This window comes from Vibrio jasicida CAIM 1864 = LMG 25398, assembly GCF_000400365.1.
GTDB classification, from domain to species: Bacteria; Pseudomonadota; Gammaproteobacteria; order Enterobacterales; family Vibrionaceae; genus Vibrio; species Vibrio jasicida.
Genome location: NZ_BAOG01000003.1, coordinates 136,710 through 152,520, shown reverse-complemented (window position 1 = coordinate 152,520; position 15,811 = coordinate 136,710). Strand labels below are relative to the sequence as shown.

The 15,811-nt window shown below is 45.5% G+C and carries 16 protein-coding genes; 7 read left to right on the top strand and 9 right to left on the bottom strand.

Translation table 11 applies throughout. The annotated features are described in order from the left end of the window. Window positions 1–111 precede the first annotated feature (111 nt). From VJL_RS00780 to VJL_RS00765, 4 genes are all read left to right on the top strand, one after another. A complete protein-coding gene (locus VJL_RS00780) occupies window positions 112–1,323 on the top strand; it encodes an MFS transporter (RefSeq protein ID WP_038874766.1) in 1,212 nt (403 codons plus the stop codon). Between the two features lie 82 nt (window positions 1,324–1,405). Next, a complete protein-coding gene (locus tag VJL_RS00775) occupies window positions 1,406–1,987 on the top strand; it encodes a DUF1415 domain-containing protein (RefSeq protein ID WP_038874764.1) in 582 nt (193 codons plus the stop codon). Between the two features lie 108 nt (window positions 1,988–2,095). Then, entirely contained in the window at window positions 2,096–2,671 is a 576-nt protein-coding gene (locus tag VJL_RS00770) for a nucleoside triphosphate pyrophosphohydrolase family protein (protein ID WP_005445519.1), read from the top strand. 236 nt (window positions 2,672–2,907) lie between these two features. Next, window positions 2,908–3,231, top strand: a complete 324-nt coding sequence (locus VJL_RS00765; protein ID WP_038874761.1) for a hypothetical protein — start codon at window positions 2,908–2,910, stop codon at window positions 3,229–3,231. A gap of 53 nt (window positions 3,232–3,284) precedes the next feature. Here VJL_RS00765 and btuD read toward each other — a convergent pair whose 3' ends face one another. From btuD to VJL_RS00720, 9 genes are all read right to left on the bottom strand, one after another. Next, window positions 3,285–4,052: a vitamin B12 ABC transporter ATP-binding protein BtuD gene (gene btuD, locus VJL_RS00760; RefSeq protein ID WP_081634894.1), complete on the bottom strand. Its 768-nt coding sequence runs from the start codon at window positions 4,050–4,052 to the stop codon at window positions 3,285–3,287. Next, window positions 4,039–5,034 carry a vitamin B12 ABC transporter permease BtuC gene (gene btuC, locus VJL_RS00755; protein ID WP_038874759.1) on the bottom strand — a complete coding sequence of 332 codons (996 nt, stop codon included), beginning with the start codon at window positions 5,032–5,034 and terminating at the stop codon, window positions 4,039–4,041. Before btuC ends, btuD begins: the two co-directional genes overlap by 14 nt. Before the next feature lie 102 nt (window positions 5,035–5,136). After that, window positions 5,137–6,165 carry a succinylglutamate desuccinylase gene (locus VJL_RS00750; RefSeq protein WP_038874756.1) on the bottom strand — a complete coding sequence of 343 codons (1,029 nt, stop codon included), beginning with the start codon at window positions 6,163–6,165 and terminating at the stop codon, window positions 5,137–5,139. A gap of 238 nt (window positions 6,166–6,403) precedes the next feature. Then, window positions 6,404–8,203: a M3 family oligoendopeptidase gene (locus tag VJL_RS00745; RefSeq protein WP_038874753.1), complete on the bottom strand. Its 1,800-nt coding sequence runs from the start codon at window positions 8,201–8,203 to the stop codon at window positions 6,404–6,406. Window positions 8,204–8,285: 82 nt separating this feature from the next. Next, the gene (gene cobC / locus VJL_RS00740) at window positions 8,286–8,900 is read right to left on the bottom strand and encodes an alpha-ribazole phosphatase (protein WP_038874749.1); all 615 of its coding nucleotides are present in this window, start codon (window positions 8,898–8,900) and stop codon (window positions 8,286–8,288) included. An 11-nt stretch (window positions 8,901–8,911) separates the two neighbouring features. Continuing rightward, window positions 8,912–9,445: a bifunctional adenosylcobinamide kinase/adenosylcobinamide-phosphate guanylyltransferase gene (gene cobU / locus VJL_RS00735; RefSeq protein ID WP_038874748.1), complete on the bottom strand. Its 534-nt coding sequence runs from the start codon at window positions 9,443–9,445 to the stop codon at window positions 8,912–8,914. Then, entirely contained in the window at window positions 9,442–10,248 is an 807-nt protein-coding gene (locus VJL_RS00730; RefSeq protein ID WP_050568794.1) for an adenosylcobinamide-GDP ribazoletransferase, read from the bottom strand. Before VJL_RS00730 ends, cobU begins: the two co-directional genes overlap by 4 nt. Next, window positions 10,248–11,291, bottom strand: a complete 1,044-nt coding sequence (gene cobT, locus VJL_RS00725; RefSeq protein WP_081634767.1) for a nicotinate-nucleotide--dimethylbenzimidazole phosphoribosyltransferase — start codon at window positions 11,289–11,291, stop codon at window positions 10,248–10,250. Before cobT ends, VJL_RS00730 begins: the two co-directional genes overlap by 1 nt. 19 nt (window positions 11,292–11,310) lie before the next feature. After that, window positions 11,311–11,922, bottom strand: coding sequence for a flavin reductase family protein (locus VJL_RS00720; protein ID WP_038874746.1), 612 nt, complete (start codon window positions 11,920–11,922; stop codon window positions 11,311–11,313). A 668-nt stretch (window positions 11,923–12,590) separates the two neighbouring features. Between VJL_RS00720 and VJL_RS00715 the strand changes: the two genes are divergently transcribed. From VJL_RS00715 to VJL_RS00705, 3 genes are all read left to right on the top strand, one after another. Further along, window positions 12,591–13,286, top strand: a complete 696-nt coding sequence (locus tag VJL_RS00715) for an NAD(P)H-binding protein (protein WP_038874743.1) — start codon at window positions 12,591–12,593, stop codon at window positions 13,284–13,286. Window positions 13,287–13,477: 191 nt separating this feature from the next. Beyond that, on the top strand, window positions 13,478–14,851 hold the full coding sequence (locus tag VJL_RS00710) for an L-cystine transporter (RefSeq protein WP_038868624.1): 1,374 nt from the start codon (window positions 13,478–13,480) through the stop codon (window positions 14,849–14,851). Window positions 14,852–15,080: 229 nt separating this feature from the next. Continuing rightward, the gene (locus VJL_RS00705) at window positions 15,081–15,761 is read left to right on the top strand and encodes a DUF1826 domain-containing protein (RefSeq protein ID WP_038874741.1); all 681 of its coding nucleotides are present in this window, start codon (window positions 15,081–15,083) and stop codon (window positions 15,759–15,761) included. The last annotated feature ends 50 nt before the right edge of the window (window positions 15,762–15,811 follow it).

Sequence of the window (15,811 nt, the reverse complement as noted above, 5' to 3'; positions counted from 1 at the left end):
AGATCAAAAATATATACCAACCATATTTTTAATATATTTTTTCAATCCAGAACTAACTGATAGATTGATCACAGTTTCTTTATATTTGCTCGCTCGCATTAGGCAGGACTCATGGTCAGTTTCGGCTCTCCGGAATACAAACGCATTACGCTATCTCTGGCACTCGGCTCGTTTTTGGTTTTCTCGAACCTTTATCTCCTTCAGCCGATGCTGCCAAGCTTTGCGGCGCACTTTCAGATCTCGGAAACGCAGGTCAACTGGCTATTCGCCGCCACCACACTGGCTCTCTCCTTTAGCTTGGTCCCAATGGCTGTGCTCTCTGAATCGATTGGGCGCAAACCTGTAATGATGTTTGGTCTGTTTTCGATCCCTGCTATCTCCGCATTAATGCTGCTTGGCGATTCGTTTTTGTTCTTAGTGGTTTGTCGCGCTTTGATCGGTGTTGCGCTTGCCGCGTTTGCAGCTGTTGCCGTTGCTTATATGGCGGAAGAGCTAGATAAACACGCATTTTCAATGGCGATCGGTACTTATATCGCAGCCAATTCATTGGGAGGGATCGCAGGGCGTATCAGCGGAGGTTTGTTGGCAGACAACTTCAGCATCGACGTCGCCATCGAAGTCATGATGCTATTCACCCTTATCGGTGTGGTCAGCGTGCATTACTTGCTGCCAAAACAGAAAAACTTCACCCCTTCTTCGAGCAGTTTAAGGCATCACAATCGAGCTATTATCGGGCACTTCAAAAATCAACGTGTGTGGTTCGCTATGCTGATTGGCGGTTTGAACTTTGCGTTGTTCGTTAATCTTTATTCGGTAATGGGATTCCGCTTGGTCAGTGCGCCACATAATGTGCCAGTCGGGTTAGCTTCTCTCATATTTGTTTGCTATTTGGGTGGTACGTTTTCTTCCCGTTGTGCCGGACATTGGAGTAAACGCTTTTCACCGATACTTGGCATGTTTTTAGGCTCTATCGTCAGTATGGCTGGCATGTGGATCGCAGTAATTGAAAGCATACCTGCAATGTTGACAGGTTTGTTATTGATCAGCTTCGGTGCGTTCTTCACTCACACGCTCGCCTACGGATGGGTTGGACAAAACGCGACACAAGCAAAAGCGACGGCGACCGCATTGTATCTCGTGCATTACTACATTGGTGGCAGTTTAGGTGGATTCCTATTGCTCTATTGCTGGCAAAACGGCGGTTGGTCGAGTGTACTCATCGGTGGCAGTGCACTGTACATCGCAATGTTCGCTGCTACCGCATTCTTAAAACACATCACAGAGCGAATCGACGCTGGCGATAACGCAGACATAGCGGCTTAATGAAGCGTTAAACCTTATTGGTTTTATGTTGTGGCGCCGGTCTGCTATGCTTGCGCCACATTCATAAAAGCAAGAAAGTCGTATGCCAACGCGCTCAACACAAGAATCACCAAACACCGATATCAATGCGATCACAGAGCAAGTCGATCAATGGCTCAATGATGTCGTGATCGGGTTAAATCTCTGCCCGTTCGCCGCTAAGCCTCAGCGCAATAAACAAATCAAAATCTTCGTTAGTGAAGCCTCGCAAGAAGAAGCACTACTTGAAGACATTTTGCTGCAATTGATCGAACTCAGTAATACCGAGCCAGAAAAACTGGAAACAACCTTGGTTGTGGTTCCAAACATGCTGCAAGATTTCTGGGATTACAACTTCTTCATTGATTGGGTTGAAGGCTTGATCAAGCAGCAAGATTGGGAAGGTATTTTCCAAGTTGCCACCTTCCATCCTGATTACTGTTTTGGCGGAGCAGAACCAGAAGATGATGAAAACCTGACGAATCGCTCTCCATACCCAGTGTTTCATTTGATCCGTGAAGAGAGCATGGAAAAAGTACTCAAACACTACCCTGATCCGGAGTCCATTCCAGATACTAATATCGCACGTGTCTCAGCGCTTTCAGAGGAAGAACGTAAGAAGCTCTTCCCTTTCCTATTCCGCTAAAACTCACTCCCCAAGAGACAGAATTCTAACCAGTTAGAATGGGATCGCTTGGGGATTAAAGTTCGGTTTGATATGATTGCGACTTCAATCGATTCAATGGACATTAGAATGCAACTGTCAAAGCTAACCCAAGAGATTTTTGATCACCTATACCGTGACATCACCGAGTTCCGTAGCACTTTCGACCTACCAGTGGCGGATGTTGCAAGCCTAGACGCACAAGCAGATACGCTACACACTTCTCTTGCGATCGAAGAGCTTACTGAACTAGCGGAAGCGGATTGCAAAACCGAGCAAGCAGACGCAATCATTGACAGCGTTTACGTTCTAATGGGTCGTCTAGTACACCTTGGTGACAGCAAAGTTGAAGATAACCTAGCGATCAGCTACCTGATCGATCTACTGCTTAACGTAGCGGTGAACCGTGGTATCGACTTTATCCCTTGCTGGGACGAAGTGCATTCAAGCAACATGAGCAAAGTGTGTCGCAACGAACAGGAATACGCAGAAACAGAAGCGTTCTACGCTGAACAAGGCATCAAACTGATGGCGGTTCAAAAAGGCGAATACATCATTGCGAAATGCGCAGAAGATTTTGTATCTGAAGGCAAAACGGTACGTAAAGGCAAGGTTCTAAAATCGGTTTACTACCGCCCTGCCGACCTTAAGCCACTTACACAGTAAGTCGTCCATAAGGCACTACAGATAAAATACAGCGCCCACAATACTCGATATTGTGGGCGCTTTTTTATTCTGAGCTTTATTGGACAACTTTCGAGAATTCATCCAAATTGAATCTGCGCGTTGCATTCCCAACTGCATTGTTATGCTCAAACTAAACACCTGTTCAGTATTTATTGATATTTCTGAGGTCTATCTCTCTGATAACCTTATCTCAGTTACCATATCGTGGATTACTTATGATTCATATATCTCAGGTGTTGCCGTTAGTCGAAAAACAGCTCAAAGAATTGCAGCCTAAAGAAGCGGTAGAGTTTAAGACTTACAAAAGAGACCGCGGCTTTCTGATTTGTTGCCTAGTCGACTGCGAGTTCCAAGTTGTTGAAACGGGGTATCACAATCAAACGATGACGGGAGATTTGGTCAGTACGCGTAAACACGTTAAGAAAGCCCTCCGACGAGAGTTTCCGAGAAGTAATAAAGTTTGGGTGGAGTACTTTAAGGGGGTCGATAACCCATTAGATATCAAGAAGTCCCATTCACATCAGATGCCTCTGTTTTAGTCTCGCAACAAATAAACGCTTGGCATCTGGATGCTCTGTCTTCCTTTAGGATACTAATCAAAAATCAGATACGGCCTTTCTTCTACCAAGACCTTCTTAACTTGAGTTTGGAACACCTCAGCTAATCCTTCTTCTGATAGCACTTCATCGGCGTTACCGGAAGAATGCAATACGCCGTTATTGAGCAGCAAGACTTTATCAGCGTGCCTAAGCGTTCGGTTTAGATCGTGGTTTGCGACCAACACCCCAATACCCTGCGCAGCGACGGCATTAATGAGCTGATATAGCAGTCCTTCTTGGGCAATATCCAGCGGCGCTGCGGGTTCATCCAAAATCAATAGCTGAGAGTATGGGTTAATTGTTCGCCACACTTGCAAGCACACTCCGGCTAGACGGACACGCTGCCATTCACCGCCGGATAATGTCTGAATACTTCGATGAAGCTTGTCTTGTAGTTGCACCAGCTCAATAACGATGTTAACAGCATCTTGTACTTTCGCATCGCTGATATTGGCACCCGTTGGCAGTGAAAGTGCTAAGTATTGAAAGACGTCAACATTGAACGCAGGTCTTGATTGTTGACACAAATAACCACGGATATGCGCTTGTTCTGAAAGTGGCATTGTGAGCAGGTCGTTATTGTCGACAAGTACTTCCCCACTTACACCTTCACGCTGATTTAAGGTGCCAGATATCGCGCCAAGTAATGTGCTTTTCCCAGAGCCGTTTGGACCCACGACATGCACAACCTCACCCGGCTTACATTCAAAGGACAACGGTAGCAGTCGACTTCCAACTGCGATGTGCTTAACGTGCATCATGACTTTTCACCAGCATCCAAATGAAGATAGGCGCACCGATAGAAGTGGTCATCACTCCGAGAGGTAGCTCTGCGGAATCGAGCAACAAACGCGCGCCAATATCCGCAAAAACCAATAAGGCTGCGCCAGATATTGCAGAAAGAGGCAACAGGTAACGGTTTTCGGTACCAAACGCTAATCGAAGCAGATGCGGCACGACTAAGCCCACGAAGCTAATGATCCCACCTAACGCAACGGAACCGCCAACAAGTACGGAAATTGCCAAAATGAGCTTCCAGCGCATCTGATGAACATCAATACCCAGTTGAGTTGCATGGATTTCCCCAAGCATCAACTTATCCAGCGGCTTGCCCTTGCTGCAGAGCCAAATCAGCACAGGTAGCATGACTAAAGTGACGGTGTGCTGATACCAACTTGCCCCACCAATGCTGCCCATTAACCAGTACATTAACTGACGGAGGCTTAAGTCATCGCTAAAGTAGAATGCCCAAGTCACAATGGCGCTCGACAGAATACCCAGAGCAACACCGACAAGCAGCAGCCTTGCGGTAGTGAGATGCATCGCTCGCGCTATGCCAACCAATATGACGGTGAATAGCATCGAGCCAGCGATCGCGGCTAACATAAAAATCATTGGGGAAGGCAAAACAGGCAAAGCAAACATAGCTAGCACCATTGCCAAGCTCGCGCCACCAGAGATCCCGAGAACACCGGGTTCGGCTAATACGTTCCCAAGCAAGACTTGCAATATTGCCCCTGAGACCGCTAATGCGGCGCCAATTATCGCAGCGGCTACCAAACGTGGCAGACGCAAATCCAATAACAGTTTTTGTTCAAACGCAGAAAGAGATTGAAAAGGAGAAAGGAAAACCTCTCCGACCATCAAATGAATGGCAGAGAGCAGCACGAGAATCACTGACATAATCAAAAGATTGCGTTGCCAGCGTCGCTCCTTGTTCAGGATAAGTTGTTGAAAATCCATAGTGGCCGATAAATACAAACGAGGCTTAACCTTACAGTTAAGCCTCGGTAAATTGCAAATGACTTAGTATGCTTATTTACCCTATTTTAGGGCTTACTCGCATCAATCGTAGACTAATTCGCCATCTTCAAAGCGTGTTTTCACTTCACACACCATTAACGCTGCTCGCTGCCCGATAGCAACATGGCGATTTGGGAAGACTATTGCTTCATTGTCGTTTTTGGCCATTAACGGTTTATCTCCATCATGACCAAACACTTCCCCATGAACAAATGCGGTAAAGTTCTCGACGTTATCATCAAACATGAAATCGAAATCTTCGTGCAAGCGCACAATCGTACGGCTTACGCGGTACTTAATACATGGCTTAGATAAGTGCTCTGCTTTTGATTCTGCAATTAAATTACGTAAAGAGAGGTCAAATGCAGTCATCTTATCGAGATCGTTTTCACCAATGCGAGCAACACGGCCAAGTTCCATAGTCAGTGCTTGCGCACCGTAGTTTTCCGCACTAAACCAACTAAATGTACTCGATGGAGAGTTAGACAGTAGCACCGCTTCAATATGTGCGCTGTCTAGAAAATCAATAAGTGCTTTACTACGTACCGGATGGCGCGTTTTCGGACTCACCGCAAAGGTATAATGCTTTGACCCACGAATCGCACAGTGTAAATCAAGATGCCAACGAGTGTTTTCCGTAGTGTCTTGGTAGAAATCTCTCACCAACAGTTTGAGTGTATCTGCGATAGCAAGCTCTTTGGTTGGTTCGTGTTGTTTGTCGTCAAAGAGACGATTGAGGTTTTCTTCAAGAAATCGCGTATGGGCCAGTGTTGATTCTGGATGGGCGATAATAAATAGACAACGAGCTTCGATTTTTTGGAAACCGGATTCAATGTCTTTAATGATTGAATCCACTAACTCCATCGGTGCAGTTTCGTCCCCATGGACACCGCATGAAATGATGATGTTCTTGGTCTCCTGAGTGTAGTCATCAGGAATTACTTCGAGCACACCACGTTGATAGAGTTTCAGTTTTACACCGTTAGTCAGCACCTGCTCCGCTGGCGCAACATCAATATGAACATCTAACGTGTCAGTTAAAAACGATTGGCGAAAGAGAGACTTCGTCATGCGTTACTCCTTAATAGCACGGCAGGTATGTTAATAAATTGTACAAAGGATTTTTGTTGTTGCGATCCCACTTATGAGTAGAAACCGTCAATTTTCACGAAAATCCCATACCTTTCCGGACCATGCACTCAAACCAAGCATTGAGGCGTATGTTTTTTGAACAATTACAAAGTGTTAGGGCTGTGAACTTTACCACAGCCCTAAATAAGATCATCACGATCTGATCAACTTTTCGTACTTACTCACTACGTTGTGCGAGTAAACGTTCAAATTCGTCTACTTTGTCACGAACGAGTTCGACGCTCTGCTGCCAAAATTCTGGTTGCGTAAGATCCATCGATAAGTGTTTGGCTACTACGTCCTCTGCCATCATATTGCCAGTATCACGCAACAATTCCACATAGTCACTGTAGAAGCTCTCACCTTTCGAAGCGCGCTGCGCGTAAATGCCTTTACTGAACAAGAAGCCGAACAGATATGGGTAGTTGTAGAAACTCACTCCAGAAATTGAGAAGTGCAGTTTGCTCGCCCAGAAATAAGGGTCAGCCTCGCTCATCACATCGCCATACCAATCTTTCCACGTTTCTGACATTAGCTCACAGAAATCATCTGCTGTCAGTTCGCCCTCTTGGCGACGCTCGTAGAAAGCTTTTTCAAATTCGTAACGAACTGGAATATTGATCATCAGCGCCAACGCCGAAGAGAGCTCTTCCCACAGCATTTCGAGCTTATCATCCACACTTTCTGCTTTTGAAATTAAATGATCACGAACGATGTTTTCAGCGAAAATCGAGGCAGTTTCTGCCAACGTCATCGGGTAGTACGTTTGGCAAAGCGGCAAGTCACGAATCACCCAGTTGTGAAACGCATGACCAAGCTCATGAGCAAGCGTCATCAGGTCTGAGCGGCTACCACTCCACGTCATAAAGACAAGTGGCGTACGTGTCGCTGGCAGCTTGGTACAGTACGCACCAAGGCGTTTATTGGCATTGGGGGCTGCATCAATCCAACCGTTTTGTACCATCATGCGGACAAACTCGGACATGTCTGGATTCACGGTTTCGAACGCTTCACAAATAACGTCGATTGCTTCATCAAAAGGGTAAACTTTCGTTTCACCACTTAGAGCAGGCATCGCAGCGAGGTGATTCCATGGTTTCATCTCATCAAAACCATGTACTTTTGCCATTAGTAAGCCCGCTTTCTGGCCTATGTCACGGCTGTCTTTTGCAACCGTCATCATTGAGTCAAGCGTTTCAGCTTTGATTCGGCTGCCATGCAAACTTGGATCAAGGAAATGAACATCACGTTTAACAGAACGCTTTTTGTTTTCCGTTAAACGCCAGCCTGAAAGTGCATTGAGAATCGCTGCGAACGATTCTTGATGTGTGGCCATCGCCTTTTGCACACCGCGCCATGCACCTTCTTGACGCTCAAACTCCGAGCCATAAAGAATACTTGCCGCTTGGGAGAAACCGAGTTCTTCGCTCTCGCTATCCGCATGTTCTAATTGAACTTTTAATGAACCTGTAAGGTTATTGTAAAGCTTGCCCCACGCCGATTTCCCATCCACGCTCATTGCGGCTAACAACTTTTCTTCTTCGGTGCTTAGGCGTGTGTCAGCCAGTTTGCGAGAGTTCAGGATTGAAAACGCCTGACCATTAATGTCTGGATTTTCATGATCCAAAACGCGAGTAATGAACTCTTCATCAGCGTGAGTCAATTTAAGCTCAAAGGCACTGTAAGCTTGAGAAAGCTCAGAGAAAATACGCGTCATACGACCCAGCAGTGCTTTCGCCTCTGCATTTGTCGCATCCACTGACGCGTAACAGTTAGCGAAGTTCGCAATAGTGCCAGCCAAACGGCTTGCCGCCTCGCTGGTTAAGATTGCGTTTTGCATCACTTCAACAGAGTTACAATCAGCAGACTGTTTATTGAGTAGGTCAATGCATTGCTCTACAAGGGCAATGTCATCTTGAATTCGTGGGTCAGCGAGATCGTTATAAACGATGGATAAATCCCAGCTAGGAGCGGTCATTTATGGTTCCTTTTGATGTAATCGAGCCAGCCCTTTTCTCTCTTAAACTCGGTCGAGATCCAAGCGTTGGCTACTTCCGTGACTAATTTTCAAATAGTGGTACGCCTATCGAACGAACTGAGGCGTAAATCTGATCATCGATGGTAATTGTTATATGTGTTACTGACGCATTTCCTATCGCTAATGTCGAATACCATCGCGGATTGCGCCAATCTACACCCAATACATGGGCAAGAATCATTCTAATTACGCCACCATGCGTGACAATTAGCAAGTTGTCATTGATATCGTTGATGATTTGAGACCAAGCACAAGTTACACGATGAGAGAAATCATCCAAGCTCTCGGCATTCGGTAAGGTGTGTTGTGCCGGTGCTTTCCAAAACGCATCAAGCTTATTCCAGTGCTCAGAAAGCATGTCAAATGGGATGCCGTCGAAATCACCAAAATCCAATTCTTGAAGTTGTGGTTCCACACTTAAAGGCAAAAGTTGCTGCTCAGCGAGTATCTCAGCAAGATCGTGACAACGTGACAAGGGAGAGCTGATGATCCCTTCTACTTCTCGATCCGTTTGTTGCCAGGCTTGAGCAATTTTGCGTTGCTCAGCTTCATCAACTTTTAAATCGGCTTGTCCGTGTAAACCTGGGGCTGCGTTCACTTTTCCGTGTCGCAGTAAATAGATATTCAGCGTTTTCATCTCTTCCCTTACTATGGTTTGAGCTCAAGCGGTAAGCCTGCGGCGACAAACGTGACATGCTCACACACTGTCGCCAACTTTTGATTCATCCGTCCCGCATTATCAACAAAGTAGCGACTGATGGCACCAAGCGGCACAATGCCCATGCCGACTTCGTTAGACACAAAAATTAGCGTCGCTTCAGATTGTGCTGCCGCATTCACCACCCGCTCAATTTTTTCCTCTAACCGCTTATTACAACAGTCATCACCGAGTTCAAAAATCCAGTTGTTGAGCCAAAGCGTGAGGCAGTCAACTAACACAACATCTTGAGAAGAAAAATCACAAATGAGCTCAGGCAAATTAAGCGGACATTCATGTTCAATCCACCCAGCCCCTCGCTGCAGTTTATGATGAGCAATGCGTTGCTTCATTTCTTCATCAAACGGCAATGCCGTCGCCACATAGTGAAGCGTTCCGTTTTTATTTTTTGCCCACTGTTGCGCCTTGCTCTCTGCTAAGCTCGATTTTCCTGAGCGCGCACCACCTAGAATAAGTTGCTTCATAATGAATGACTAAATGCGATAAGAGTGAGATAAACAAGCAACTCTGAAAGCTGCTGCGCGGCACCAAGGCAATCGCCAGTAAATCCGCCGATACGTTTGGTCAGCCAGCGTTTAAAGCCGACACGAAACAGTGCCAATACCAATACAACCACAGCAGCCTGAGTCACGCCCAATAACAACGCGACAACCCCACCAGTTAAGAGCAGTATCGCGACCTCTAAGCTCGATTGTTTATTCGCTAACGGCTTGCTTTTCGAGGTGTCAGCGTCACTAACGTAAGGCATGTCGTATATGAGAGTGGCAGCCAGTGCTCGGCTCACGGTGTACGCCACAACAATAATCAGCCAAAATTGAGGTTCATTGGCTAACTCGCTCCAAAATACGAACTTCGCCAGCAACGCCATCATGAGCGTTGCAGCTCCGTAAGTCCCGATGCGGCTGTCCTTCATAATGGTTAAGCGGCGCTCTAACGTCCTACCACCGCCAATACCATCCGCCATATCCGTTAGACCGTCCTCATGAAACGCGCCGGTAAGCATCAGGCTAAATGCCATGGTTAACACGATGGCAACTGAGTTTGGGAACAATAAACTTGCCAGTGAAAATACAGCTGCGCACAGTAGCCCTAGCAACACACCGACCAAAGCAAAATATCGGCCCGCTTGGTTCATGCGCGTTTCACTGTAAGGTAAATCAGAAGGCACTGGTATGCGGCTAAAAAAGCTTACTGCGAGCAAGAAAAGCTCACTCTGATAGCGCAAAGAACGAGTCTCTGAATGGAGTGTGTTATCAGAAGCAGACACTAAACCGTCACTCCCGCACTCTCAAAGCTCGCCATGTTGTTGTAAAACTGAGCCGCCGCTTTTACGAGTGGCAAAGCAAGTGCCGCTCCGGTTCCTTCACCTAAACGCAAACCAAGATCCAAGAGAGGCTCCGCTTGTAGGCATTCCAGCACAAACTTATGCCCATTCTCTTCTGAGTTATGAGCAAACAGCATGTAATCTCGCGTCTCTTCATCTAATAGAGTCGCGACATAAGCGGCTACAGATACGATAAATCCATCGACCAAGACTGGCGTTTTATGGTGTTTAACTTCTAAGAATGCGCCAACCATTTGTACGATTTCGAACCCACCAACTTGAGCCAACGCTCCTTTAGTATCAAGGTCACGACAGCGATTCACACCTTGTGCAACTAGCTTGATCTTGCGGTTGAGTTGCTCTTGAGTAATACCCGTACCATAGCCAACACAATGGTCGACTTCCAATGGACTCAGCGCAGTTAACAGTGCCGATGCCGAACTGGTATTGCCAATCCCCATCTCACCAAACATCAATAAGTTCGAGCCATTAAGGATCGCCTGCTGCGCGACCTTTGCACCATATTCCAAACCTAGCGCGACTTGTTCTAGTGACATCGCCGTTTGCTTAGCAAAATTTGCCGTGCCATTTCCCAGACGTTTCTCAATCAAGTTGGGATGATTTTTAAAGTCAGGAACTAAGGTATCGATCGGTGACAACATGCCACAATCAATGACCTTAAAGTCAATTTGGTTGAGATCGCAGAAACAGTTAATGGCGGCGCCACCAGCGAGAAAATTCGCCACCATTTGTTGAGTCACAGCGCTTGGCGCAATGCTCACCCCTTCTTCGGCGATACCGTGATCACCAGCGAATACCAACATGGTTGGTTTGCGAATTTCTATTATTTCAACCGCTTGCGGCTTATCTTGGCTTTGAATTAACGCCAGTTCTAGCGCCACTTTTTCGAGCAAACCAAGAGCGCCTACTGGTTTGGTTTTGTTATCAATGCGAGCTTGAATTTCTGAGGCAAAAGAGCGATCCATGATGATGATTCCTTATGCTTTATTTTGGACGAGCGACAGAAAAAGTTTTTTCTAACGTGGCGTACTCATTTCCACCAAGCCTTGCTAATGGGTCAACCGCAAGAGCGTCGACTTTTAAACGATCACCTTCCATGGATATGACCCGTTCATCGACATAAATGAGTTCAATTTCTGCAAAGATCAAACTTTGTGGTGTCTCCCCCATCTCTATCACTTCATGCAACTTACAGCCGAATGCAATTGGCGCGCCCTCTAAGCGTGGTAATTCGAAACCTTGGAAATCAACCGTCTCAAGTTGAGTCGTCTCCAGTTCAGATTCCCCATGTTCTAATGTGGCAGAAGATAAAGTGACTTTATCCGCGAGATCGCTGGGTGCAATATGGATAACCAACTTACCTGTCTCTAATGCATTTCGCGTGGTGTCTTTGATGTCACCATTGGGCTTTTTCCCCACAGAAATCATCAATAAAGGTGGGTGGCTGGAGACTGCAGTAAAGTAGGAGAATGGAGCGAGATTGAAGTTTTTCTCACCTGAGTCTGTGAGCACCCAAGCGATTGGGCGAGGAATGACAGTTTGAGTCATCAAATGGTACACCTGCGTTGGCGCAAGCGTACTGAGATCTATGTTCATACGACGTCCTTGGTCTGAAAAGTCTCGAATGAGCCAATGGCTCGTTTTTTAAAGACAACAAGTGTACGCCTCTTGTGTGCAATTTCACCTAATTTTCTCTTTTTGACTGGCATTGTTGTCATTTCGACTGTCATATTGATAAAAATGTTATTTCAACAAGCTTGTTCCACTAAGGAAAGCATTCAACTTAAACCAACTCAGTCTCAGTCATTTATTTTTCAGCGCTCTAATTGATAACGTCCGATGGTCAAAATCAGTCCAACCAAACAACTTAAGGTATTGATAAATAAAATTTATCCAATAGATCACCCAACAAAAAATAGGCGTAAATGAAGCGAGAGCTGATTGCCTCATCGTCTGTATTTTGAAAGTTGGCACGTGTGATGCTTTAAGGAAATCGTCCCTAACAAAAAAGCGAGAAATTATGTTTGCCAATCAAAGTCGTCGCCCCGCTAAGAGAGGCAAGCCTAACCCAACCCGCCAACCTCGGCGATCCATACCCTTATCATTCTCCTAATAAAAAAGACCCGTTTGTCCCGCGGGTCTTTTTGTTTTTGAAAAGACAAAACAAACAAGTTAAATATCAAACATTGTATTCATGCCTAATGCTTGTTCAGGTAAATCAGCTACAATAGCGTAAGCATTTGTTCTCTATGAGGAAGAAGACAATGAGTAACAACACGAACGCATGCGTCATCATTGCTGGTGCGACGGGGCTTGTCGGCAAAGCTGTCATCAATAAATTGGTTTCACAACCAAGTATTGATTCGCTCTACTCCCTTTCTCGAAAATCGTTGACTGATGTCGCCGATCCTGACAACAAGATTATTTCCATCTTAGATGCTGAGTTAACCATTCATGACTGGGACGAACAACAACCTACCCCAAACGTCGGCTTTATTTGCTTAGGAACGACGCTAAAACAAGCAGGCAGTAAAGATGCTTTGCGCAGAATCGATGTGGAATTGGTGTGTAAAGTCGCGCAACAAATGAAGATGATCGGTGTGAAACGCCTAGCTGTGGTTTCCAGCTTAGGTGCAAAAGCCTCTTCATCATCCCACTATCTTGCTTGTAAGGGCCACATGGAAAAAAACATCGAGAAAATGGGCTTTGATGAAGTGGTGTTTGCAAGACCTGGCCCCTTAGTCGGTCAACGTGAAAACCCTCGAACTGATGAAAAGCTCATTCAAACGCTTTTCAAAGTCATAAGGCCACTTATGCTGGGTAATTTGGCTAACTTTGTGCCAATTCATGCCCAAGATGTAGCCAAAGCGATGATTTACCAAGTTTTCAGCTATCAACAAGACCCTATCGTTTTTTTGCATCGGAGAGAAATGCTCGACCTCATAAAGCACTACGATTAGACATCTGGTTGGAATTCGCTCTAAATCAATGATTAACGAGAAGTGCGTCGCGTATTTATATTCATTTTAGATCTATCTAATACCTGTTTTTCATTTTTAAAGTTATATCCCGAGCGTTATCTTACGCCATCAGTTTATAGCTCTATATAAAAAAACAGTCAGCATTTAGCGCTGATTGATAAGGTCAAATTATGAATTTCTCAGTGGTTGCCTCTCTGGCGGTGTTTGTCGCCATACTATTCTTACTTTTTAGCCAGCAACAAAAACAGAACACCCTATCTCGTCTTGTTTTGGTCGGACTGGTTACCGGTTCACTTTTCGGTCTTGCTCTACAACTGATTCATGGTGAGGGCAGCGCTGTGATTGCTCAAACGCTTGAGTGGGTTGGCATCGTTGGCAGTGGTTATGTTGGCCTGTTGAAGATGGTGATAATGCCATTAGTACTTGTCTCTATGATTGCTGCGGTAGTCAAATTGGAGAAAGGCGGCTCACTGGGCAAAATATCTGGCCTAACGATTTCTGTTTTATTAGTAACTACCGCGATTGCTGCACTTATCGGTATTGTTGTCACCTCAACGTTTGGCTTGTCAGTAGAGGGCTTGACCGAGGGTGCGCGCGAAACCGCTCGTATTGCTGTATTAGAGAGCCGAGCAGGCAGTGTGAGTGACCTGACTATTCCCCAAATGCTGATTAGCTTTATTCCAACCAACCCATTCGCTGACCTAACGGGATCACGCTCGACCTCTATCATTGCTGTGGTTATTTTTGGTGTTTTGGTAGGTATCGCCGCACGAAAAGTCATGGCAGAAAAAGAAGAATTGGAATCTCCTATTCGTACTTTCGTTGAAGCCGCTCAGTCTATCGTGATGCGTTTAGTTAAGATGATCATGGCATTAACGCCTTACGGTATCGCGGCATTAATGGCAAAAGTGGTCGCAACCTCAAGTGCTGGTGACATCTTTAACTTGTTGGGTTTCATCGTAGCATCGTACGTTGCTATTTTGCTTATGTTCCTTGTACACGGACTGCTAGTGTCTTTCGTTGGTGTGAGCCCAACAGAGTACTTTAAGAAGATTTGGCCAGTACTAACTTTCGCATTTACATCACGCAGTTCAGCGGCAACGATTCCACTGAACGTTGAAGCGCAAATCACTAAGCTTAATGTGCCACCTGCAATTGCTAACCTCTCGGCATCGTTTGGCGCAACAATAGGTCAGAATGGTTGTGCTGGTATCTACCCTGCGATGTTAGCAGTTATGGTTGCCCCGACAGTAGGCATTGACCCTTTAGAAATTAACTTCATTCTGTCATTGATTGCGATTATCACCATCAGCTCATTTGGCATTGCCGGTGTCGGCGGCGGCGCAACGTTTGCTGCACTTATCGTACTCCCTGCAATGGGATTGCCAGTAACGATTGCCGCGTTACTTATCTCTATCGAACCACTAATTGATATGGCACGTACTGCACTTAATGTTTCTGGCGCGATGACAGCAGGTACGATTACTAGTCGACTATTGAAGTCTTCTGAAAAAGAGACACGATTGGAAGAACAAAAAGCGTAGATCACTCACTGTTTCAACCACTCAAATAATCAAGCCGATGGTTTTCCCGTCGGCTTTTTTGGTTTTCAGACTCGCTAAAATAAAACCATGGCGAATCTCCCTAACCTCTTTCAAAGACTTACTAGAGTCTAAATAAGATTTACGGCAAATAGGTTTGTTAGCCATATTTGTTATGATATAACATTTCAACAAACTAAAGCCGCATACGAATAACATCGGAGGTTATATCATGACTTCAACTTTAACCGAGTCCATTACAACTGAAGCCTTGGGAAACACACACAAAACTGCATGTTTCAGTGCACGGAAAGAACCGACGGTGCTGGCAGACATTTATCAAGAAGACATAAATATCGCGATTTGGCAGCGTCAATTTGATCAACAACTTATTGATGCAAGCAAAGTGTTTGTTACATCAAACCCCAACTTTGGTAAGTCGTTGAGCGTCTCCCCAGAAAATGCTTTAGAAACGTTGCAATTCGCAACTGACGGAAAAGCGCCAGAAGTGCTACTAAGAAATATTGCTGAGTTGGTTGATATGTTCTGCTATTTGTTTGAACTAAAAGATGCAGGATTACGCCTCGCAACGCTTAATAGCGCAATGTGTCCCCGCTTTCACGTTGACCAAGTACCTTGCCGATTGGTTACGAGCTATTTTGGTAGCGGCACGCAATGGCTTCAAAATAGTACTGTCGATCGCTCTAAATTGGGGCGCGGGAGTAACGGATTGCCAGATTCAGAGTCGGGCTTATATGACGTAGAGTCTGATATACAGCAACTTGCTTGTGGTGATGTTGCCCTTCTTAAGGGTGGACGCTGGATAGGTAATGAGCATACGGGCTTGGTACACCGCTCACCGAACATTATGTCTAACGAAACCCGATTATTAATGACATTGGATTTTGGTTAGGAAAATACACAGCGCTCAAATAGCGCCAGTTATTCGATAAAGAAATGCCT